Source organism: Caballeronia sp. BCC1704 (genome assembly GCF_902833455.1).
In the GTDB taxonomy this organism is placed as follows: Bacteria; Pseudomonadota; Gammaproteobacteria; order Burkholderiales; family Burkholderiaceae; genus Caballeronia.
In genome coordinates, this window is the sequence record NZ_CADFFT010000001.1 from 1,494,903 (window position 1) to 1,515,690 (window position 20,788).

At 66.4% G+C, this 20,788-nt stretch carries 22 protein-coding genes; 8 read left to right on the top strand and 14 right to left on the bottom strand.

The window, feature by feature from the left end:
- Positions 1-3: 3 nt before the first annotated feature.
- From astD to HWX53_RS06960, 4 genes are all read left to right on the top strand, one after another.
- On the top strand, positions 4-1,476 hold the full coding sequence (gene astD / locus HWX53_RS06945) for a succinylglutamate-semialdehyde dehydrogenase (protein ID WP_175940044.1): 1,473 nt from the start codon (positions 4-6) through the stop codon (positions 1,474-1,476).
- Between the two features lie 15 nt (positions 1,477-1,491).
- A complete protein-coding gene (astB, locus tag HWX53_RS06950) occupies positions 1,492-2,868 on the top strand; it encodes an N-succinylarginine dihydrolase (protein ID WP_175940045.1) in 1,377 nt (458 codons plus the stop codon).
- The gene (gene astE, locus HWX53_RS06955; protein ID WP_175940046.1) at positions 2,852-3,865 is read left to right on the top strand and encodes a succinylglutamate desuccinylase; all 1,014 of its coding nucleotides are present in this window, start codon (positions 2,852-2,854) and stop codon (positions 3,863-3,865) included. The genes astB and astE overlap by 17 nt, the downstream gene beginning before the upstream one ends.
- 262 nt (positions 3,866-4,127) lie before the next feature.
- A complete protein-coding gene (locus tag HWX53_RS06960; RefSeq protein ID WP_175940047.1) occupies positions 4,128-4,940 on the top strand; it encodes an ABC transporter substrate-binding protein in 813 nt (270 codons plus the stop codon).
- A 64-nt stretch (positions 4,941-5,004) separates the two neighbouring features.
- On the opposite strand, the gene HWX53_RS06965 is transcribed toward HWX53_RS06960, so the two are convergent.
- The 6 genes from HWX53_RS06965 to HWX53_RS06990 form a co-directional block, all read right to left on the bottom strand.
- Entirely contained in the window at positions 5,005-5,397 is a 393-nt protein-coding gene (locus HWX53_RS06965; RefSeq protein ID WP_175940048.1) for a type II toxin-antitoxin system death-on-curing family toxin, read from the bottom strand.
- Positions 5,397-5,555 (bottom strand): hypothetical protein, encoded by a 159-nt coding sequence (locus HWX53_RS06970; RefSeq protein WP_175940049.1) that lies wholly within the window; start codon positions 5,553-5,555, stop codon positions 5,397-5,399. Before HWX53_RS06970 ends, HWX53_RS06965 begins: the two co-directional genes overlap by 1 nt.
- A gap of 63 nt (positions 5,556-5,618) precedes the next feature.
- Positions 5,619-6,482 carry an HlyD family secretion protein gene (locus tag HWX53_RS06975; protein WP_175940050.1) on the bottom strand — a complete coding sequence of 288 codons (864 nt, stop codon included), beginning with the start codon at positions 6,480-6,482 and terminating at the stop codon, positions 5,619-5,621.
- 50 nt (positions 6,483-6,532) lie between these two features.
- Complete coding sequence (locus tag HWX53_RS06980; RefSeq protein ID WP_175940051.1) at positions 6,533-6,733, bottom strand: DUF1656 domain-containing protein; 201 nt, start codon at positions 6,731-6,733, stop codon at positions 6,533-6,535.
- Complete coding sequence (locus tag HWX53_RS06985; RefSeq protein ID WP_175940052.1) at positions 6,723-8,903, bottom strand: FUSC family protein; 2,181 nt, start codon at positions 8,901-8,903, stop codon at positions 6,723-6,725. Before HWX53_RS06985 ends, HWX53_RS06980 begins: the two co-directional genes overlap by 11 nt.
- 11 nt (positions 8,904-8,914) lie before the next feature.
- On the bottom strand, positions 8,915-10,384 hold the full coding sequence (locus HWX53_RS06990; RefSeq protein WP_175940053.1) for an efflux transporter outer membrane subunit: 1,470 nt from the start codon (positions 10,382-10,384) through the stop codon (positions 8,915-8,917).
- Between the two features lie 251 nt (positions 10,385-10,635).
- Here HWX53_RS06990 and HWX53_RS06995 point away from each other — a divergent pair, with 251 nt between their 5' ends.
- Positions 10,636-11,574 (top strand): LysR family transcriptional regulator, encoded by a 939-nt coding sequence (locus tag HWX53_RS06995; RefSeq protein WP_175940054.1) that lies wholly within the window; start codon positions 10,636-10,638, stop codon positions 11,572-11,574.
- A gap of 143 nt (positions 11,575-11,717) precedes the next feature.
- A complete protein-coding gene (locus HWX53_RS07000; RefSeq protein WP_175940055.1) occupies positions 11,718-11,882 on the top strand; it encodes a hypothetical protein in 165 nt (54 codons plus the stop codon).
- Here HWX53_RS07000 and HWX53_RS07005 read toward each other — a convergent pair.
- From HWX53_RS07005 to wrbA, 5 genes are all read right to left on the bottom strand, one after another.
- The gene (locus HWX53_RS07005; RefSeq protein ID WP_175940056.1) at positions 11,879-12,586 is read right to left on the bottom strand and encodes an SOS response-associated peptidase; all 708 of its coding nucleotides are present in this window, start codon (positions 12,584-12,586) and stop codon (positions 11,879-11,881) included. The two genes, HWX53_RS07000 and HWX53_RS07005, sit on opposite strands and share 4 nt — an antisense overlap.
- A gap of 20 nt (positions 12,587-12,606) precedes the next feature.
- Positions 12,607-13,410 carry a metallophosphoesterase gene (locus tag HWX53_RS07010; RefSeq protein ID WP_175940057.1) on the bottom strand — a complete coding sequence of 268 codons (804 nt, stop codon included), beginning with the start codon at positions 13,408-13,410 and terminating at the stop codon, positions 12,607-12,609.
- Entirely contained in the window at positions 13,407-14,864 is a 1,458-nt protein-coding gene (locus HWX53_RS07015; protein WP_175940058.1) for an FAD-binding oxidoreductase, read from the bottom strand. The genes HWX53_RS07010 and HWX53_RS07015 overlap by 4 nt, the downstream gene beginning before the upstream one ends.
- 158 nt (positions 14,865-15,022) lie before the next feature.
- Positions 15,023-15,415 carry a DUF2069 domain-containing protein gene (locus HWX53_RS07020; protein ID WP_175940059.1) on the bottom strand — a complete coding sequence of 131 codons (393 nt, stop codon included), beginning with the start codon at positions 15,413-15,415 and terminating at the stop codon, positions 15,023-15,025.
- Positions 15,416-15,422: 7 nt separating this feature from the next.
- On the bottom strand, positions 15,423-16,040 hold the full coding sequence (gene wrbA / locus HWX53_RS07025) for an NAD(P)H:quinone oxidoreductase (RefSeq protein WP_175940060.1): 618 nt from the start codon (positions 16,038-16,040) through the stop codon (positions 15,423-15,425).
- A 97-nt stretch (positions 16,041-16,137) separates the two neighbouring features.
- Here wrbA and HWX53_RS07030 point away from each other — a divergent pair, with 97 nt between their 5' ends.
- Positions 16,138-17,463, top strand: coding sequence for a YihY family inner membrane protein (locus tag HWX53_RS07030; RefSeq protein ID WP_175940061.1), 1,326 nt, complete (start codon positions 16,138-16,140; stop codon positions 17,461-17,463).
- 6 nt (positions 17,464-17,469) lie between these two features.
- Here the strand turns inward: HWX53_RS07030 and HWX53_RS07035 are convergent, their stop codons facing one another.
- The 3 genes from HWX53_RS07035 to HWX53_RS07045 all read right to left on the bottom strand — a co-directional run bounded on the left by HWX53_RS07035 (position 17,470) and on the right by HWX53_RS07045 (position 20,047).
- Entirely contained in the window at positions 17,470-17,790 is a 321-nt protein-coding gene (locus HWX53_RS07035) for an Mpo1-like protein (protein ID WP_175940062.1), read from the bottom strand.
- 95 nt (positions 17,791-17,885) lie between these two features.
- Positions 17,886-18,716, bottom strand: a complete 831-nt coding sequence (locus tag HWX53_RS07040) for an alpha/beta hydrolase (protein WP_175940063.1) — start codon at positions 18,714-18,716, stop codon at positions 17,886-17,888.
- Positions 18,713-20,047: an O-acetylhomoserine aminocarboxypropyltransferase gene (locus HWX53_RS07045; RefSeq protein WP_175940064.1), complete on the bottom strand. Its 1,335-nt coding sequence runs from the start codon at positions 20,045-20,047 to the stop codon at positions 18,713-18,715. Before HWX53_RS07045 ends, HWX53_RS07040 begins: the two co-directional genes overlap by 4 nt.
- A 230-nt stretch (positions 20,048-20,277) precedes the next feature.
- Between HWX53_RS07045 and HWX53_RS07050 the strand changes: the two genes are divergently transcribed.
- Complete coding sequence (locus HWX53_RS07050) at positions 20,278-20,745, top strand: CBS domain-containing protein (RefSeq protein ID WP_175940065.1); 468 nt, start codon at positions 20,278-20,280, stop codon at positions 20,743-20,745.
- The last annotated feature ends 43 nt before the right edge of the window (positions 20,746-20,788 follow it).

Consider the following 20,788-nt stretch of genomic DNA (forward strand, 5'->3'; position numbering starts at 1 on the left):
GTCATGGATATCCGAAACCAGTTGTATATCGGCGGTGAGTGGCAAGACGGGCAGGGCGCGTCGTTCGCGTCGCGCAATCCGGCAAGCGATGAAACCGTGTGGCAAGGCGCGAGCGCATCCGCCGACGACGTGGACCGCGCGTTATCGTCGGCGCGGCGCGCGTTCGCGTCGTGGTCGGCCGTCAGCTTCGATGAGCGCGTGGCGGTCGCGAAGCGTTTTGCGTCGCTGCTGAACGAAAACAAGGAATCGCTCGCGCACGCTATCGGCCGCGAGACCGGCAAGCCGCTCTGGGAAGCGCGTACCGAAGTGGCGTCGATGGCCGCGAAGGTCGATATCTCCGTGCAGGCGTATCACGAGCGCACCGGCGAAAAGCGCGCGCCGATGGCCGATGGCGTCGCCGTGCTGCGGCACCGGCCGCATGGCGTGGTCGCCGTGTTCGGGCCGTACAACTTTCCGGGGCACTTGCCGAACGGCCATATCGTGCCGGCGCTGATCGCGGGCAACGCGGTCGTGTTCAAGCCTTCGGAACTCGCGCCGGGCGTCGCGGCGGCGACCGTCGCGCTGTGGATCGAAGCGGGGCTGCCTGCAGGCGTGCTCAACCTAGTGCAAGGCGAAAAGGACACGGGCGTCGCGCTCGCCAACCATCGGCAGATCGATGGGCTGTTCTTCACCGGCAGTTCGGATACGGGCACGCTGTTGCATCGCCAGTTCGGCGGGCGGCCGGAAATCGTGCTCGCGCTGGAGATGGGCGGCAACAATCCGCTCGTCGTCGCGCCGGTCGCGGACATCGACGCAGCCGTGCATCACACGATTCAATCGGCGTTTCTTTCGGCCGGTCAGCGTTGCACGTGCGCGCGCCGCCTATTCGTCCCGGACGATGCATTCGGCGAGCGCTTCCTGCAACGCTTCACGGAAGTGAGCGCGGGCATCCGCATCGGCGCCTACAACGACGAGCCGCAGCCGTTCATGGGCGCGGTCATCTCGGCGCGGGCGGCGGCGCGGCTCGTCGCGGCGCAAACGCAGCTGATCGAAGCCGGCGCACGGCCCTTGCTGACAATGCAGCAGCGCGCGGCGAATCTCGGTTTCGTCACGCCCGCGATTCTGGATGTGACCGACGCCCGCGACGTTCCCGACGAAGAGCACTTTGGCCCGATGGTGCAACTCACGCGCTACAAGACGTTCGATGAAGCCATCGAGCGCGCGAACGACACGGCCTTCGGCCTTTCCGCCGGCCTGCTCGCCGACGACGAAACCGCCTGGAGGCACTTCCAGCGCACGATTCGCGCGGGCATCGTCAACTGGAACCGGCCGACCAACGGCGCGTCGTCGGCCGCGCCGTTCGGCGGCGTCGGGCGCTCGGGCAATCATCGGCCGAGCGCGTATTACGCGGCGGACTACTGCTCGTATCCGATGGCATCCGTGGAAAGCGCGCAATTGCAGATGCCCGCGAGCGTATCGCCGGGTCTCACGTTCTAAGCACCGGAATCCGATATGCAGGCACAGCAAGCCACCCAGACCCACGAAGCTCGCGCGGCGAGCGAAGCGAATTTCGACGGGCTCGTCGGGCCGACGCACAACTATGCGGGGCTGTCGTTCGGCAACGTGGCGTCGCGCAATAACGAGAAGTCCGTCGCGAATCCGAAGGCCGCGGCGAAGCAGGGCTTGCGCAAGATGAAGCGGCTCGCGGATCTGGGCTTTCATCAAGGCGTGCTGCCGCCGCTCGAACGTCCGTCGATCCGGCTCTTGAAGAGTCTCGGCTTCACCGGAACGGACGCCGCCGTGATCGAGCGCGCCGCCCGTGAAGCGCCGGAATTGCTCGCGGCCGCGAGTTCGGCCTCCGCGATGTGGACCGCCAACGCCGCGACCGTGAGCCCTTCGGCCGATACCGCCGATGGCCGCGTCCACTTCACGCCCGCGAATCTGGCGGCGAAGCTGCATCGCGCGATCGAGCACGGCGAAACGCGCCGCTCGCTTGCCGCGATCTTCGCCGACGAAGCGCGCTTTCGCATTCATCACGCGCTGCCGGGCACGCCCGCGCTCGGCGACGAAGGCGCGGCCAATCACACGCGGTTCGCGCGTGAGTACGGCGAGAAGGGCGTCGAATTCTTCGTGTTTGGCCGCAGCGAATACGGCCAGGGGCCGCAGCCGCAGCGCTTTCCGGCGCGGCAGACGCTGGAGGCGAGCCGCGCCGTCGCGCGCCTGCACGGACTCTCGGATGCATCGACGGTGTTCGCGCAGCAATCCCCCGATGTGATCGACGCCGGCGTGTTCCACAACGACGTCATCGCGGTCGGCAATCGCACGACGCTGTTCTGCCACGAGCGTGCGTTCGTCGATCAGCAGAAGGTCTACGACGAGCTCGCCGCGAAGCTTGCGCAACACGGCGCGGCGTTCACGGCGCTCGAAGTGCCGCAGAGCGAAGTGAGCGTGGCGGATGCGGTGTCGTCGTATCTGTTCAACAGCCAGCTGCTGTCGCGGGCGGACGGCACGCAAGTGCTCGTCGTGCCGCAGGAATGCCGCGAGAACGAGCGCGTGGCGGCGTATCTCGATTCGCTCGCCACGCGCGCGACGCCTATCGACGAAGTGCTCGTCTTCGATTTGCGCGAAAGCATGAAGAACGGCGGCGGCCCGGCGTGCCTGCGGCTGCGCGTTGTGCTCAACGTTGCGGAGCGCGCGGCGGTGAACCCCGGCGTGTGGATGAACGACGCGCTTTTCGCGCGCCTCGACGCGTGGATCGACACGCATTATCGCGATCGCCTCGCGCCCGCCGATCTTGCCGATCCGCAACTGCTGGATCAATCGCGCAGGGCGCTCGACGAACTGACGACGCTTCTCGGACTGGGCGCGATCTATGACTTCCAGCACTGAGCTTCTCGACGACTTTCTCGCGTTCTGTCTCGCGGGGAAGCAGCCGCCGGTTGCGTCCGGCACGGCGGCATCGGGCGCGCGCTGGACGTGGCAGGGCGAAGGCGTCTTGCTGCTGGAACCCGCCACGCAACCCGCGACGCATAGCTTGATTGCGTCGGCCGGCATTCACGGCGACGAAACGGCGCCAATCGAAATGCTGTCGCGCCTTGTCGCCGATATCGCGAGCGGAAAGGCCGCGCTCGCGGCCCGCGTGCTGGTGATTCTCGGCAACATCGGCGCGATGCGAGCGGGCGTGCGCTATGCCGACGACGACCTCAATCGCCTCTTTAGCGGCCGTCACGCGAACTTGCCTTCGAGCAGGGAAGCGCCGCGCGCAGCCGAGCTCGAACGCGCGGCGCGCGGCTTCTTCGAAGGCGTCGCGCACCCGAAGTGGCATATCGACATGCACACGGCCATTCGCGCGTCGGTCTTCGAGCAGTTCGCGCTGTTGCCCCACACCGGCGCGCCGCTTTCGCGCGCGATGTTCGACTGGCTACGGGATGCGCGTCTGCAAGCGGTGCTGCTGCACCGGGAGAAGGGCAACACGTTCACGCATTTCACCGCCGAGCAGTGCGGCGCGCTCGCCTGCACCCTCGAACTGGGCAAGGTGCGGCCTTTCGGTCAGAACGATCTCGCGCGTTTCGCGGCATCGGACGCGGCTTTGCGGCGGCTCGTCGCGGGCAGCGCGCCGGTTGAAGACGCGCCGCTGCGCGTCTTCACCGTCGTCGCGCAAATCGACAAGCAGAGCGAAGCATTCGTGCTGAACGTCGCGGCCGATGTGCCGAATTTCACCGCGTTTCCGGCAGGCGCGGAGCTCGCGCGCGACGGCGATTACACCTATCGCGTGACGCATGACGAAGAGCGCATCGTGTTTCCCAATCCCAAGGTGAAGCCGGGCCTGCGCGCCGGTTTGATGGTCGTCGATACCACCGACGCGACGCTCGCATCGCTCGAATAATCCCGCCTCCTCGCGCCCGGACTTGCATCGGCGCGACATCCGCTTGCCAGTTTTCGTTTCCGCTTTTGCCGCACACGCCGCGCGCCGACGCGCGGGTGCGGCTTCGGGCGCGCGATACAATCGCGGCCCTGTCCATGATGCGTTGCATCAAAAGCGCGCGTTTCGTTTGAGCGTTTTTATTGACGCCGCGATCCTGCAATGGCCGGCGTTGTGCCGCATCGGACGACAGATCACGAAACACACTGGAAGGAGATCGCAGTAGATGAAATCGCAATGGATCAACCGCAAATTCGCCGCGCTCGCCGTGCTGGGCGCGATGACCGCCGCGGGCGCCGCGTCGCTGACCGCGCACGCCGCCGATAACATGAAGGAACTGCGCTTCGGCGTGGAGGCGTCGTACGCGCCGTTCGAATCGAAGACGCCGGCGGGCGAGCTGACCGGCTTCGATATCGACATCGGCAACGCGGTCTGCGCGAAGCTCAAGATGAAGTGCGTGTGGGTCGAGAACTCGTTCGACGGGCTGATTCCGGCCCTGGAGGCGCGCAAGTTCGACGGCATCAATTCGGACATGACGATCACCGACAAGCGCAAGCTCGCGATTGACTTCACCGATCCCATCTACACGATTCCGAACCAGCTGATCGCGAAGAAGGGCAGCGCGATTCTCCCGACGGTGGACGGCCTGAAGGGCAAGCGCGTCGGCGTGCTGCAGGGTTCGATTCAGGAGACGTACGCGAAGGCGAAGTGGGCGCCCGCGGGCATCGATGTTGAGTCGTATCAGGCGCAGGACCAGATTTACGCGGATCTCGCGTCGGGGCGTCTGGATGCGGCATTCCAGGATGCCGAGGCGGCGTCGAAGGGCTTCCTGAAGCAGCCGCAGGGCGCGGGCTTCGCGTTCGCGGGTCCGGCGGTGACGGACGACAAGCTGTTGGGCTCGGGCGTGGGTTTTGGCGTGCGCAAGAGCGACAAGGCCCTGAAGGACGCGCTCAACCGCGCGCTGAAGGAGCTGAAGGACGATGGCTCCATCGACCGGCTTGCCGCGAAGTACTTCGATGTGAAGGTGGTGTTGAAGTGATGGCGTGAGGGTGGTGCGAAGCCCGCTTCCGGTCGTGGCCGGGGCGGGCTTTTTTGTGTCGATCTCACGAACACATGCAGACGACCGCCAGATAGTCCGCCAGTTCTTCCCGGTCGATCTTTCCTTCGGCGACTTCGACCATCACTTCGACGAGATCGTCTTCGATATCCACGGTCGAAGCGAGGTCGAATCCCTGCACGCTCAGATACGTCAGCGCACAAACCAGCGCTGTACGCTTGTTTCCATCGTTGAAGACGTGGCCTCTTGCGATGGCCACGGCATACATGGCCGCAATCCCGAAGGTATCGTCCAGTCCGGCGTAGTGCGCGTGATTTTCAACGCGAGCGAGAACCGCTTCCACGCCGCCCGGGCCTGCCTGAGCAAAGCCGGGAAGGCCGCCTTCGTGCTCCAGAATGTCATCGTGCACCGCGATGACGTACTGCGCATCGAGCAGCATCAGCGTTTGGCGAGCGCCTTGATCGCGACGTTGTGCGTTCGAATCACCTTCCGCACGGCTTGCATGACGCGTTCGCGCGCCTCAGGCGTGGACATGTCGATACTTCGGTCCGCGCGTGGTGCAATCTTGGCGCGGGGCGGGATCTCGTCGGCCAGCAATCGACCGATTCTTTTGGGTGCCATTTCGATGGGACTCGCGTTCATCCGGATACGCCGAAGCTATCACATCGACGGCGCGATCACCACCGTGCACGTCGTCCCTGCCGCGAGCATGACGCCTTGCGGCACCTCGTCGATTCTCACGCGCACCGGCACGCGTTGCGCGAGCCGCACCCAGTTGAACGTCGGGTTCACATCGGCGAGCAGTTCGCGGCTTTGCGGATTGTCGCGATCATAGATGCCGCGCGAAATGCTCTCCACATGCCCGGTCAGTTCGCCGCCGCTCATCAGGCGAATCTGCGCGCGGTCGCCCACGCGCACGTGCGGCAGCTTCGTTTCCTCGAAGTAGCCATAGACCCAGAACGAATGACTATCGACGATGGCGAGCTTCGCCGCGCCTGCCGTCGCATAGTCGCCGCGATACACATTCAGGTTGGTCACGTAGCCGTCCACCGGCGAGTAGACCTTCGTGCGCTCGAGATTGAGCTTGGCCGCGTCCAGCGCCGCCTGCGCCTGCTGAAGCTGCGCGGCCGCCGTCGATGCCGTCTGCATCGCGTTTTCCTGCGCTTCCTTCGAAACGACGAGGCTGTCCATGTCCGCGCGCCGCGCCGCGTCCGAGCGCCGCATGCGCAGTTCGGCCGCGCGCGCCGCGACGTTCGCCTCGGCCTGCTCGACCGCGATGCGGTAATGCGACGGATCGATCTCCATCAGCAGATCGCCTTTCTTCACGAACTGGTTGTCGCGCACGGGCATCTGCACGACCGCGCCCGACACGTCCGGCGCGACGTTGACGACATCGGCGCGCACGCGGCCGTCGCGCGTCCACGGCTCGTCCATGTAATGCACCCACAGCATGCGGCCGATGACGAGCGCGGCCGCGAAAATGACGATCGTCATGACTAAGCCGATGATTTTCCTGAGAACCATGATGCAACTCTTGTGAACGTGTAAGTACGTGTGTGAGTGAATGACCGCTTTCAGCGATACACCGCGAGCCCGAGCGCGCCGCAGATGCAGACGAGCAGGCTCGCGCGGAACAGCGCCGGATGCCAGGCCACGCGATAGATCCCGGTCAGCGCGAGCGCGCGGTCGATCACCCATGTGATCAGCGCGCCCGCGACGAACAAAAGCAGGAGCGTCGGCACATAGGCTTCGAGAATCGCGGTGTCACGCGGCATGGGGCACTCCTTCGGGCGAATCGGTTTCGGGCGTGGCGAACGGCGACTCGGGATCGAGCAGCGCGGTGCGAATGAAATGCAGATGACTCGCGATGCGTTGCAACCGATGCCGCTCCTCGCGCGGACGCTCCGACGCGGCGATGAGACGCTGCACATCGGCGATGGCGGTTTCCGCGCAGCGCAGCGCGGCATCGAAGCGCGCCGTGTTCGGGCGATCGAAGAGACGCGCGACGGCATCGAGCGTGGCGTCGATCGCGCGCCGCCACGGTTGAGCGGCCGCATGGTCCGGCGCGTCGGACAGCGCGGCGATCTCGCGCCGCAAGTCGATGACCGCGCGGCCGACCTCCAGCACCGCGAAGAGCCATTGCAGCGCCTCGCGTTGCAGCGCGGGCCGGCCGGCGGCGAGCGCGTCGACTTGAGAGAGCACGTCGCGGGTGCGGCTCTCGAAGCGCGTCGCCACGTTCGTCAGGCGGCCGCGTCGCGCGAGCACGACTTCGCGACGCAGGTCGGCGAGCAACAGACGCCGCAGCCACGGCGCATCGGTGGGCAGGATGATCGCGAACGCGACGGCCGAGACGATCATCGACAGCACGAGCGCGATGCCGTCGTTCATGAAGCCGGTCGGATCGTAGTGAACGACGTTGTCCGGCCCCGCAAGAAAGCAGAAGAAGATGCAATAGCCGATGCCCACGCCCGCCACCGCGCGCCGCGTGCTCAGGAACGTGCCGAGCAGCAGCGCGGGCACGAGCGCGACGCACATCAGCACGAAGCCGTCCATGTGCGGGAAGACGCCGAACACGACGATCATGCCGACGACCGCGGCGAGCGCCGTGCCGATGGCCATTTGCGCCGACATGAGCGTCGGGCGCGGCGAGGACGACGCGAGCGCGCAAACCGCCGCCGCGTTCAGCACCATCGTGCCGCCACTCGGCCACGCGGTCGCGATCCAGAACGCGCTGAGCACGAACATCACGATGGCGCCGCGCACGCCGGAGATCGCGGCGGCAAGGAGGTTGGTCTTCGGCACGTAGCGCGCGGCCCAGCGCTCGCGTTCATGCGACGGCGAAGCCAGCGACGCGTACGTTTCGGCGTAGGCCAGCATGTCGTCGACGAAGCGGTAGAGCAGTTCGGTCGCGGTGTCGAACTCGAGCGGCGCGAACGCCGCGTCGCTCGCGATCGTCTCGCGCGCCGCGCGCACGCGCTTCGGCAGCGCGGCCTTGAACTCGCGCAATCGCGCGGCGGCGTGCGCGGCTTCGGCCGCATTGCGCACGGGCTGGCCGGCGTCGAGCAAGAGCGGCGGCACTTCGTGGATAAACGGCGTCAGCGCCGCGATGGTCGTCGCGGACGCGCCGTCGCGCAGACGGTTCATCAACTGATGCAGCGCGTGAAAGCGCGTCGAGGCGATCATGAATTCGCTATTGAGGCGCGCGAGCCGCCCGCCGCGCCGCCGCGATTCCGGGTGTTCGAACACGGCGACACTGCGCGCCGCCTCGAAGCCGACGACATCGGCGACGAAGCCAAGATTCGCCCGCTCGATCTGCGCGCGCTCCATGCCGCCCGACATCGCGCGGCATACGTAATCAACGAATTGCACGAAGCGGCGGCGCACGGTAGCGCGAATCTGCTCACCCGCGTGCTGCGGAAAAACGAGCGCGCTGACCGTGCCCGCGCAGACGATGCCGAGCGTGACTTCGCCCACGCGCGTGAGCGCCGACAGGTACGCGCCGTCCGGATGCTGCGCGGCCGGAATGCCGATCAGCGCGGCCGTGTAGCCGGCGAGCACGAAGCCGTATGAGCGGAAATTGCGGTTGCGCGCCGCGCCCGCCGTGCAGATGCCGACCCACAGCGCCGTCGCCGAGAGGAAAAGCACCGGCTGCTGCGCGAAGACGGCGATCAGCGCGAGCATCACGACGAGACCGACCATCGTGCCGCAGAAGCGATAGAAGCTCTTCGCGAGCACCATGCCGCTTTGCGGCTGCATCACGACGAAGACCGTGGTCATCGCGGTGCGCGGCTGCTGCATGTCGAGGCGCATCGCGATCCAGAGCGCGAGCAGCGCCGCGAGCACCGCCTTGAAGATGTAGACCCACGCGAGGCCGTCGGTGCGCGCCCAGTCGGCGAGCGCGTCCATCGCGGAAGGGCGCGCGGGTTTGGCAGTTAGAGACGACATGCGCGTTCCCTCTACTTCTCGCCGGCAATGCGAGCGAGCGGCCCGATATGCTTCGACGGCGCGAGCTTCGCCGCGTCCGGTCCGTTCGCGGGATCGTCGATGCCGCCGCCGAGCGCGGCCGTGAGCGTCGCGTACGCGCCGAGCCGTTGCGCCCGCACGCGCGCTTCGCCGTCCTCTGCGCGCAGCAGTTGCGACTGCGCGATCAGCACGTTGACGTAGTCGGTGAGGCCGCGCCTGTAGCCTTCGTTGGCGAGGTCGTAGTTCTTGCGCGCGGCGGCGACCGAGCGGCCCGACGTTTCGAGCTGCGTGTCGAGCGACTGCACGCGCACGACCTGATCGGCGATGTCCTTGAGCGCCGCGACGAGCGTCGCGTTGTAGTGATCGACCGCCTGGTCGTATTGCGCCGACGCCGCGCCGAGTTGCGCACGCAGCCGTCCGCCTTCGAAGATCGGCAGCGAGAGCGCCGGGCCGAACGCGTAGCCGGTCGCCTGACTCGTCAGGAAGCTGAGCAGCGCGCCGCCCGCGAACATCTGCGTGAGCGACGCCGCCAGATTGATGTTCGGGTAGAACTGCGCCTTCGCGACGTCGATGCCGCGCGCCTCTGCCGCGACCATCCAGCGCGCCGCGACGATATCCGGCCGATGCCCGACGAGTTCCGCGGGCAACGAGGAGGGCAGCGGCAGCGGCGTCGCGAGCGACAGCGCCGGGCGCGTGAGCGCTTCGCCCGCGCCGGGACCTTCGCCCGCCAGCGCGGCCAGTTGATGACGCGCAAGCTGGATCGCTTCCTTGTACAGATCGATCTGCCGTTCGTACTCGGGCAGCGGCGCTTCGGCCTGACTCACTTCGAGCTGCGTGCCGATCCCGCCTTTCAGCCGCCGCCGCGCCAGTTCGGCAATGCGCGCCTGCTGGTCGTACGTTTGCTGCGCGATGTCGAGCAGTGCGAATGACTGCGAGAAGCCGACGTAAGCGCGCACGACGTTCGTTTCGAGTTCGAGTTGCGCGGCCCGCGCATCGGCGGCCCGCACGTGCGCGACATCGAGCGCGCGCTCGGCGGCGTGCTCGTCGCGGCCCCACAGGTCGAGATCGTAGGAGAGAGTCAGACCGGCCGTGTTGTCCCAGGTCGTCGCGTCCGCGAAGGGCCCGGGCCCGTAGAACGCGTTGTCCGGCCATTTTTTGCGCGTGACGCTCATGTTGCCGTCCACATGCGGATACAACGCCGAGCGCGCGACGCCCGCCTGTTCGCGCGCCTCGCGCACGCGCGCCGCAGCCATCGCCAGTGTCGGATTGCCGGCCGTCGCGCGGGCGATCCATGCGTCGAGTTGCGGGTCGCGGTAGGCGCGCCACCATTGGGCGTCGGGCCAGGCGGCGTCGGCATCGGCGGCGCGCGTGGCCGCTTCGATTGCGTGGCCGGCATCGAGCGTCGAAGCGTCTTCCAGCGAGTCCTGCGGCGCGATGTGGCCCGTGCTTGCGCAGCCGGCCATCGTGAGTATTGTTGTAAGCAGCGCCGCGCAGCTTGCGCGTCTGAAGCCCCGGCCTTGCACGTTCCGCTCCTCAATCGTAAAAGAATCGACCAAGCGGTGATTATATTTTTGCAACGATCCGCGAATAACCGGCGCTCACGCAAAGAATTCTTGCAGATCGTGAGAGAATGCGGACTTCTAGCCCATGCAACAATGAGGGCAGTCGCTCGAGTCTGACGAGACGACAGGACAGTTCAGGGTCGAAGAACGATATGGACACGCTCCAAAACATGCGCGTATTCGTGCGCGTGGTCGAGGCGGGCAGCTTCACCGCCGCCGCGCAACATCTGAATACGACGACCGCGTACGCGTCGCGGGCCGTGTCGGATCTGGAAGCGCATCTGCGCACGCGCCTTCTGAATCGCACGACGCGCCGCATCGCGTTGACCGAAGCGGGCGAGCGTTACCTGCAACGCTGCGAGCAGATTCTGGCTTATGTCGATCAGGCCGAAGCCGAGGCGAGCGACGCCCACGCGCGTCCGGCCGGCCGTCTGAAAGTGCATTCGATGACGAGCTTCGGCCAGCATTATGTCGTGCCGATGATCTCGCGCTACCAGGAGCGGCATCCGTCGGTGCAGGTCGATCTGACGCTCGCGCAGCGCATGCCGGACCTGCTCGACGAAGGCTACGACGTCTCGCTCGTGCTCGCCTCCGAGCTGCCGGACTCCGGCCTCGTTTCGGCGCGGCTCGGCACGGTGTTCAGCATCGCGTGCGCGTCGCCGGCGTATATCGAAAAGCACGGCGCGCCGCACACCTTGGCCGATCTGGCGCACCACACCTGTCTGCATCTGATCACGCCGGTGTTTCCGCCCGGCCGATGGGTCTTCGACGGACCGAACGGGCAGGAGACCGTGACGCTCGGGCCGTCCACGTTCACGGTGAACGTCGCCGAAGCGATGGTCGTTGCGATTCGCGAGAACATGGGAATCGGCGTGCTGCCGACGTCCTCCGCACTGCCCGCGCTGCGCGCAGGGACGCTCGTGCGCGTGCTGCCGCAATACACGATGCAGGAGTTGCGGGTCTACGCGCTGTATCCATCGCGCCAGTACCTGGACGCGAAGATCCGCACATGGGTCGAGTTCTTGCGCGAGGCGCTGCCGGCGACGCTCGCGGCCGACGAGGAGTCGCTCAAAGAGTTCGTCGCGACCTGATGCGCGCGTCCGAGTCTTTGGTTACCGAATAAAGCGCGGTGCAACACTTGCTTACTCCCGGTTCGTCCGCAGCTTGGTAACGTCTGAACTCGTCTGGACTGGTCTGGACTCCCCTCAACGCAACTTCTTCGGGAAAACGTCGAATGAGTACGCCTTTGTTGTTCGCCCTTGCCGCGCTGCTGGTGTTGGTCGCCGTGCCTGCCTCGCGCGATCTCTTTCAGGCAATGCGCGCCCAGTCCGAGCGTGAGGCCAAGCGGCGCCTCGTGCCGGTGCGGATCGACGACGATCGTGACCGCTATCGTCGCTAAGCGGCTGCGAGCGGCTCGATGAGGCGCGGTTCGTCGTTGACCGTGCGATTGACGTCGCTCGTCACGCGATGCCAGACGAAGTGCGCGGCCGGCACGCCATCGCTTTTCACGAGCGCGTGGAGATCGGCGGGCGTGGCCGTCGCGTCCAGCCAGCGCCGGCCTGCCGAGGGCGAGAAGACGAGTGGACGGCGGTCGTGCACATCGACGAGGCCTTCGTCTGCCTTCGACGTCACGATCACGAAGCCCGCGCCCGGCGTCGCGGCGTCTTCATCGCCCACGATGCTCGTGAGCGCCGCGAGAAACATCGGCTCGCCGTCCGCGCGGCGAATGTAATACGGCTGCTTGAACGGCTTGCCCGCGCGATCGCCCGGGCGGGGTTCCACGCGCCATTCGAACCAGCCGTCCGCCGGCACGAGGATGCGCGCGTTGCGCCACAAGTCGCGGAAATACGCGCTCGTCGATGCCGTCTCGACGCGCGCGTTGATCGTCTGCGGCAGCTTCTTTTCTCGGGCCCACGGCGGGCAGTAGCCCCAATGCACAGCGCGGATGGTTTCGTCCGGATAGACCGCGAGCGGATGCGTGCCGGGCGACAGGTTATAGCCGGGGCGGCGGTCGGCGGCGTCCACGAGTACGAACGGGTTCTTCAGATGCAGGCGCTCGGCATAGTGCATCGGCAGTCGGTACTGGCTGATTCGGCCGCACATGGCGTTCCTCCACTTCGGCGTCAGATTTCGACGACCTTGTCCCAGGCGAATTCCGGGTTCTCCCAGCGCTGCGTGCGCCTGTCGAAGTAGCCGCGCGGATTGCACACGACGCGCGTGCCGTTCACGGTGTAGTCGAACGCCGTATGCGTGTGGCCGTGAATCCAGAGCGCGGCCGGCTCGCGGGCGAGCGCCGGCAAGTGATTGATGAAGCCCGCCGACACGATATCCTCTGCATAGCGCGGCGCGAGGCTTTCGCGCAGCGGCGCGTGGTGCGTGACCACGATGGTCTGCCCCGCGAACGGCTTCGCCAGCTCGCTTTCGAGCCACGCGCGCGCCTGCACGTGCAGCGCGAGCGAATCGTCCGGCGTGAAGGCGCCCGGCTCGCCGTCCGGTTCGGGCCAGGCGAGCTGAATCAATCCGCGATAGTCCAGCATCACCTTCGCGCACGCTTCCTTGGCTTTCTCGATTTCGTCCACGGCCGATCCGAACAAGGCGAAGTCGGTCCAGAGCGTCGTGCCGAGCACGCGCCACGCGCCTTTGCGGTCGACGAGCGCGGCGTTGTTCAGATAGTGCACGTTGTCGACGCTGCGCGCGGCGTCATGCATCGCGGCTTCCATCGCGCCGAACTCGCCGTCGTAATACTCGTGATTGCCGGGCACATAGACGATGGGCACGCCGCTGTCGAAATTCTCCGCTGCCCAGCGCAAGCCTTCCGCGTGGTTGTGAATGTCGCCCGCGAGCACGACCAGATCGGCGTCCGCATAGGGAATGGCGAGCGGCTCGTCGCATTCCAGATGCAGGTCCGACAGCACACGAATCTTCATGCGGTCTTCTCCTTGCCGGCTTCGGCGTTCCAGCGCACGACCTTGCCGGGGTTCATCAGATTCTCGGGGTCGAGCGCGGCCTTGATGGTTTGCATCAGCCGCACTTCGACCGGCGATTTCAGGCGCATGGCTTCGTCGACCTTCAGTTGCCCGAGCCCGTGCTCCGCGCTGACGCTTCCACGATGCTTGTGCACCTGCTCATACACGAGCGCGTTGATCGGCGTCTGAAACTCGATGAGAAACGCCTTCTGATCGACGCCTTCCGGCGCCTGAACGTTGTAGTGCAGGTTGCCGTCGCCCAGATGCCCGAACGTGACCATGCGCGCGCCCGGCACGGCTTTCGCGATGATCGCATCCGTTTCGTCGATAAAGCGGCCGATGCTCGAGATGGGCACGGCGATGTCGTGCTTGATGTTGAGTCCTTCCTGCGCCTGCGCGAGCGGAATGTGCTCGCGCAAGTCCCAGAACGCCTGCGACTGCGCGAGGTTCTCGGCCACCACCGCGTCCTCGACGATGCCTTCTTCGATGGCTTGCTCCATCAGGCGTTCGAAGAGCGCGCGGGCGTGTTCGTCGCTTTCGCTATCGGACAACTCCAGGAGCACGGTCTGCCCGTGCGGCTCGCCGAACGGGTAGCGCAGTTGCGGGAAGTGGCGTCCGACGAGGCGCATCGAGAAGTCGGACATCAGTTCGAAGCCGGTCAAAAGCGGGCCGGCATGCTGCTGCGCCATGGCCAGAAAGTCGAGCGCGGCATGCGGCGACGCGAGCCCGGCCAGCGCCGTGACCTTGGCGACGGGCGCGGGATGCAGCTTCATCACGGCCGCCGTGATGATGCCGAGCGTGCCTTCCGCGCCGATGAAGAGGTCGCGCAGGTCGTATCCGGTGTTGTCCTTGCGCAGTCCGCGCAGGCCGTCCCAGATTTCGCCTTGCGGCGTGACGACTTCCAGACCGAGGCACAACTCGCGCGTGTTGCCGTAGCGCAGCACGCCGGTGCCGCCCGCGTTCGTCGACAGATTGCCGCCGATCGTGCAACTGCCTTCCGCCGCGAGGCTCAATGGGAAGAGACGCTGCGCGCTTTCGGCGCGCGCCTGAATCTCGGCGAGCACGACCCCCGCTTCGACGGTGATCGTATTGTTATGCGGGTCCACGCCGCGAATGCGATTCAGCCGCTTCAGGCTGATGATGGCTTGCGCGCCGCTTGCATCCGGCGTCGCGCCGCCCGCGAGTCCGGTGTTGCCGCCTTGCGGCACGATCGCCACGCGATGCTCACGCGCGAGCCGCACGATGCCGGCGACCTGTTCGGTGTCGGCGGGCAGCAGCACGGCGCAGGCGTTGCCGCGATAGCGCTTGCGCCAGTCCACGCGATACGGCTCGGTGTCGTGGTCATCGGTGAGGACGTGCGACGCGCCGAGCAGTTGAACGCAGGCGTCGATGAAAGTTGCGGCAGAAGCGGTCATGGGCGAAGGGAAGTGCTGAGATTAAGCGACAGTATCGCGCAGGCGGGCGATCCGCGAAGCATCGGCCGAATGGCATAGGCACGCGCGACGGATGCGCTTTCGGCCGTATTTCGTGCTACAAAGCTTCTCAGCGCAAGCACGAAGCGGCACGACAGCGGTCATCCGTGGCGTTTCCTCGCACGCGCGGCGCGCTTGAAGGGCGCGACATAGGCGATCGCGCAGACGAAGAATGCGAGCGCAAGCAGCGCTTCGAGCCACGCGAGCCGCGCCGACAAGCCTGCTTCGCTCATGCCGCGCACGATGCCTTCGGCGAGATACAGCAGCACGAGCATGCACGACCACTGCAGCGTGTAGACGTTGCGTTTCGCGACGCCCGGAAGCGCGCACGCGAGCGGCAGCGCCTTCAATGCGAGCACCCACGCGCCGGGGCGCAGCGGGGCGAGCCACAACTCCCAGAGCAGCGTGAGCGCGATGAGCGCGGCGAGGCTCGCGGTGGCGCCGAGCGCGAACGCGCCGTGGTTTCGGGTTTCGTCGACGGAAGGCGCGCGCATGGCCGGCTCAGTTCGCCTGCGCGCCGCGCACGAGGTCGCGCGCCGTGCGGGCAAGACGCGCGCCGAGCGCCACGGCGAGCGCCTTTTCGTCGGCGGAGATGCCTTGCCGGCCGGCCTCGTCGCCGGTGCGCGCGTGATGCGATGCGCCGTACGGCGTGCCGCCGGTTTGCGTCGTCGTCAGCCGGGACTCGGTGTACGGAATGCCGACGATCATCATGCCGTGGTGCAAAAGCGGCAGCATCATCGAAAGCAGCGTGGTTTCCTGGCCGCCGTGGAGGCTGCCGGTCGATGTGAAGACGCTCGCGGGCTTGCCAGCGAGCGCGCCGGAGAGCCATTGCGGCGTGGTGCCGTCGAGGAAGTATTTGAGCGGCGCGGCCATGTTGCCGAAGCGCGTCGGCGAGCCGAGCGCAAGGCCCGCGCATTCTTCGAGGTCGCGCAACTCCGCGTACGGCGGGCCGTCTGCCGGAATGTCGGGTTGCGTCGCCTCGCAGACGGTGGAAACCGGCGGCACCGTACGCACGCGGGCTTGCATGCCGGGAACGCTGTCGACGCCCTGCGCGATCGCGAGCGCAAGCTCGCGCGTCGCGCCGTGGCGGCTGTAGTAAAGCACGAGGATGTCGTTCATATGAGCTTTTTGGTGAACGGCTATTATAGGGATTGGGTCGACGCGCGTGGGCGAGGCGGTCAGGGGCTGGCTTCGCGGGGCAGGGCGACCCGTTTCGATGCATAGGAGAAAACGTTTGCAGCGTCCTTCAATCGATCTCGCAGCAGTGAAGCGCCTCGCCGGTTTCGTCGCGCGGCGCATCGGCGAGGATCGCGTCGCGCAAGTGGCGGGCAGTCTTACGTTTACCAGCGTGCTGTCGCTCGTGCCGCTCGCCACTGTGGCTTTCGCTTTGTTTACGGCTTTCCCGATCTTCGGGTCGTTTCAGGCTTCGTTGCAGGATTTCCTCGCGGATCACCTGATGCCCGCGCAGATCAACAGCCAGATCCTCGGATACCTGAACGAATTCGCGTCGAAGGCCAAAGGGCTCACGACGGTCGGGATGATCATCCTGCTGGTCACGTCCGTGATGACCATGATGACCGTCGAATCGGCATTCAACGTCATCTGGCGCGTGAAGAAGGCGCGTCCGCTCGCGCAGCGCGTGCTGGTCTACTGGTCGATCATCACGCTCGGCCCGATTCTCTTCGGCTGCAGCCTGTCGATTTCGTCCTACGTCTTCGCGCATTCGGTCGCGTACGCGGGCTCGCATAATCTGATGCCGCCCGTCGTCGAATGGCTGCTCACCGGCGTCTCATTGCCGCTCACGGTATTCGGCTTCACGATCACCTACGTCTACATGCCGAATTGCAAGGTCGAGTGGCGCGATGCGGTCGTGGGCGGGCTGATCGCCGCGGTCGCGTTCGAAATCGGCAAGCGCGGCTTCGGGCTGTACGTCCGCAGCATCCCGACTTATACCGCCGTGTATGGCGCGTTCGCGTCGCTGCCCGTGTTTCTGCTGTGGGTGTATCTCTGCTGGATGATCGCGCTCGTCGGCGCGATGCTGACCTCGGCGCTACCCGCTATCCGCATCGGGCAGTATCACCGGCGCGCGTTTCCGGGCAGTGATCTGCTGGACGCGCTCGAGATTCTCGCCCGGCTCGTCGAGGCCCGCGAGGAGGGCAAGCCCGGCTATACCGCGCTCGAATTGTCGAAGATGGTGCGTAGCGACCTGGATACGTCCACGCGCATCATCGCGCGGCTCGACACGCTCGGCTGGATCGGCAGGCTGGAGGACGCGCGCATGCCGCGCTACGTGATGATCGCGAATCCGAACCAGATCACGCTCACCATGCTGTTTCAGGAATTCGTCGTCGACCGCGAGGAACTGGACTACCAGCTGCGACTGGATGCCACGCAGATCGAGCGCGATGCGCTCATCAACGCGCTGGAGAACGAGAAACTCGAAGCGACGCTGGGCTCGCTGATCGCGGCGCGCGCGAAGGAACTGCCGAATGCGCCGGTGCGCGAGACGCCGCGTTCGCCGATGCCGCAACAAACGGCGTAACGCGGCTCAAAGCGAAATGCGGCCGATGCAGATGTCCTTGAACATGACCCAGTCGCCCATCAGGCTGTAGAGCGGATGGCGAAAGGTGGCCGGACGGTTCTTTTCGAAGAAGAAGTGTCCGATCCACGCGAAGCCGTAGCCACAGACGACGGCGGCCGGAAGCCAGAGCCAGTCGCCGGTGGCGAGCGCCATCGCCAGGCAGCCGATCACGCCCAGCGAGCCGATGAAATGCAGCCTGCGCGAGATCAGGTTGCGGTGCTCTTCGAGGTAATACGGATAGAACTCGGCGAAGCTCGCGAAGTGCTCCCCGTGTGCCGTGTGCGCCATGATGGCCTCCGTGTCGACGAGCCGCTACGGGCGGATATCTGATTCATCAGCAAGATTCATTCTGCGACCGGCGGCCCAAGCGCGCAAGCCGCGCTTCACTGGCCTTCGGCACACTCCAGCGCGAACGCGAATAGCGCATCCAGAACGGCGTCCGGCTGTTCCGACATCAGCGCGTGGCCGCCGTCCAGTTCGACCGTGCGCACGCGCGCGCCTGTTTTGCGCAACGCATCGACGAGCGGGCGGGCGGCGCGCGGCGGTGTCATCACATCGCGCTCGCCGTAGAGCACCGTGACGGGACAGCGCACGGACGCGGCGCGGTCGAGCGCCTCCGTATAACCGTTGCAGGCGCTGAAGTCAGTGTGGAAAAGCTGCGACTCGCCCAATGCGCTCACGCGCTCCATCAACCGCTGATTCATGCCTTGCAGCCAGAAGCCGGGCGCGGGACTGGAAGGCTTCGCCGCAATCGTCGAATGCGACCACTGATTCACCATGCCGATGGCCTGCGGCTCGCGCTCGCGGGCGGCGTCGAGCAAGGCGTCGGAGACGGTCATCGGGGCGGCGGTTGCAATCAGCGCGAGGCCGGCGGCGCGGTCGGGATAGCGCGCGGCGGCGTCGAGCGCGATCAGCGAGCCCATGCTGTGGCCGACGAGCACGGCCCGGCGCACACGAGCGGCGTCGAGCACGCCGATGACCCAGTCCGCGAGCCCGGCGATGTCGTGCCGCGCGGGACCGTCGCTGCGGCCGTGGCCTGGCAGGTCGAGCGCCAGCACGCCGAAGCCGTGGTGCGCGAAGTAGCGCGTCTGCAGCGCCCAGACGCTATGGTCGTGCTGCGCGCCGTGAATGAAGACGACGGCGGGGCGCGCCGCGTCGAAAGGCTTGCCGCCGGTGTAGGCGTAGGCGCGGCGGCCGTCGAGATCGAGCATCATGCGCGGCTCCCGAGCGGCGTCGCGTTCGCCTGATCGCCACTATCGGCGGCCTTTCGCGCCGCCTTCAGCCCGCGCTTCAGATCGTCGATCAGATCGTCCGGATCTTCCAGCCCGATCGAAAGGCGAATCCGTCCCGGCCCGATGCCCGCGGCGACGAGCGCGGCGGCGTCCATGCGGAAATGCGTCGTGGACGCGGGATGAATGACGAGCGAGCGCGCGTCGCCGACGTTCGCCAGATGCGAGAAAAGCGTCAGCGATTCGATGAACGCGCGCGCTGCCGGCACGCCGCCGCGCACATCGAAGCTGAAGACGGCGCCCGCGCCGCGCGGCAGCAGACGCCTGGCAAGGGCATGGTCGCGATGCGTCGGCAGTTCGGGATAGGCCACGCCTTCGACCGCCGGCGAACCCAGCAGGAATTCGATGACCTTGCGCGTATTCGCGACATGCCGGTCCATGCGCAACGGCAAGGTTTCGATGCCTTGAAGCAATTGCCACGCGGCCTGCGGATGCAGACACGCGCCGAAGTCGCGCAGGCCCTCGCGCCGGGCGCGCAGCAGGAACGGCGCGACCGTGCTTTCCTCGGCGAAGACCATGCCGTGGAAGCCTTCGTAAGGCTCGGTGAATTCGGGGAAGCGGCCGCTCGCGGTGAAGTCGAACGTGCCGCCATCCACCAGCACGCCGCCGATGGTGGTGCCGTGGCCGCCGAGGAACTTCGTCGCGGAGTGATAGACGAGATCCGCCCCGTGCTCGAACGGGCGCAGCAGGTAGGGCGTCGTGAAGGTCGAATCGACGAGCAGCGGCGCGCCGTGCGCTTGCGCGATCTCCGCGACGCCTGCGATATCGAGCACGTCGAGCCCCGGATTGCCGAGCGTCTCGCCGAAGAACAGGCGCGTGTTCGGCCGGGCGGCGGCGCGCCACGCGTCGAGATCGTGCGGCGGCACGAACGTGGTTTCGATGCCGAAGCGCCGCAGCGTGTAGTGCAGCAGATTATGGGAGCCGCCGTACAGCGCGGCGGACGCGACGATATGCGAGCTCGCGCCCATCAGCGTGGCGATCGCCAGATGCAACGCCGCCTGACCGCTCGCCGTGCCGATGGCGCCGACGCCGTTTTCCAGCGCCGCGACGCGCTCCTCGAAAACCGCGACCGTCGGATTCGAGATGCGCGAATAGACGTGCCCCGAGCGTTCCATGTTGAAGAGCGCCGCGGCGTGGTCGGTGTCGCGAAACGAGAACGACGTGGTCTGATAGATGGGCGTCGCGCGTGCGCCGGTGGCGGGATCGGGCGCGGCGCCCGCGTGCAGCGCGAGCGTATCGAAGCGGTTGGCGGGCATCGTCGGCGGCCGGCGCGGCGTGCGTCCGGCGAAAATGTCGGTCGGCCATCCTATCATCGCGGCGGCGCGCGCAAACCTAGGGCGAACGCCTGCCGCCGGGCCGCGAAGCCTTATCCGAAAGGCTAACGCGGGCGCCGTTCGCTTTCCTTTTGCGGGCCTTTCCGATAGCATCGACCCATGGTTTCACAAACGCTTAGGCATCTGAACAGGCATTTCGCAAGGAGAAAGTCATGCGAGTCAGCGACATTCTGAAGGTGAAGGGCAACGCGCTATTCACCGTTACGCCCGATACGCCGCTCTCCGACGCGATCAACGTCATGGCGGCTCACGACATCGGCTCGCTCGTCGTCATGGAATACGGCGATTTGGTCGGCATGCTGACTTTCCGCGAAATCATCCTGACGCTGCGCGAGAACGGCGGCGGCGTCGGCACCACGACCATCCGCAAGGTCATGGACGACCATCCGCTCACCTGCACGCCCGAAACCGACGTGAATGAAATCCGCCGCATGATGCTGGAGCATCACGTGCGCTATCTGCCGGTCATGGAAAATCGCGCGCTGATGGGCGTCATCTCGTTCTACGACGTGGCGAAGGCCGTGGTCGAGGAGCAGGGTTTCGAGAACCGCATGTTGAAGGCGTATATCCGCGACTGGCCGGAAGAGCAAGGCCAGCAGGAGCAGCAGAACGTTCGCTGAAGTCAGGGCTGCATGCCGCGCGCGTCGCCGCGCGGCAGCCTGA